Genomic DNA, 255 nt, shown 5'->3' on the forward strand with positions numbered 1-255 from the left:
TCCGGCAGAAGGCCGACGAACGCGGGTGGGAGGTCATCGCCCTTGAGGTGATGCCCGACCAGGTGCACTTGTTCGTGAAGCACGACCCGAAGTCGTCGGCCTCATACGTGGCGAACCAGTTCAAGGGCTTCACGTCCCGCGTGCTGCGCGAGGAGTTCCCGCACCTGAAGTCGCGGATGCCCACGCTGTGGTCGTCGTCGTACTTCGCGGCCTCGGTCGGAGCGGTATCGGCAGCCACGGTCGAGAAGTACATCA

The 255-nt window shown here is 64.3% G+C and carries 1 protein-coding gene; it reads left to right on the plus strand.

Annotated elements, in window-relative coordinates:
- Positions 1-255, plus strand: a 255-nt coding sequence (gene tnpA / locus RM844_RS33410) for an IS200/IS605 family transposase (RefSeq protein ID WP_311671165.1), incomplete at both ends; no start/stop codon positions are given.

The sequence above is a fragment of the Streptomyces chisholmiae genome (assembly GCF_031845445.1).
Taxonomy (GTDB): domain Bacteria; phylum Actinomycetota; class Actinomycetes; order Streptomycetales; family Streptomycetaceae; genus Streptomyces; species Streptomyces chisholmiae.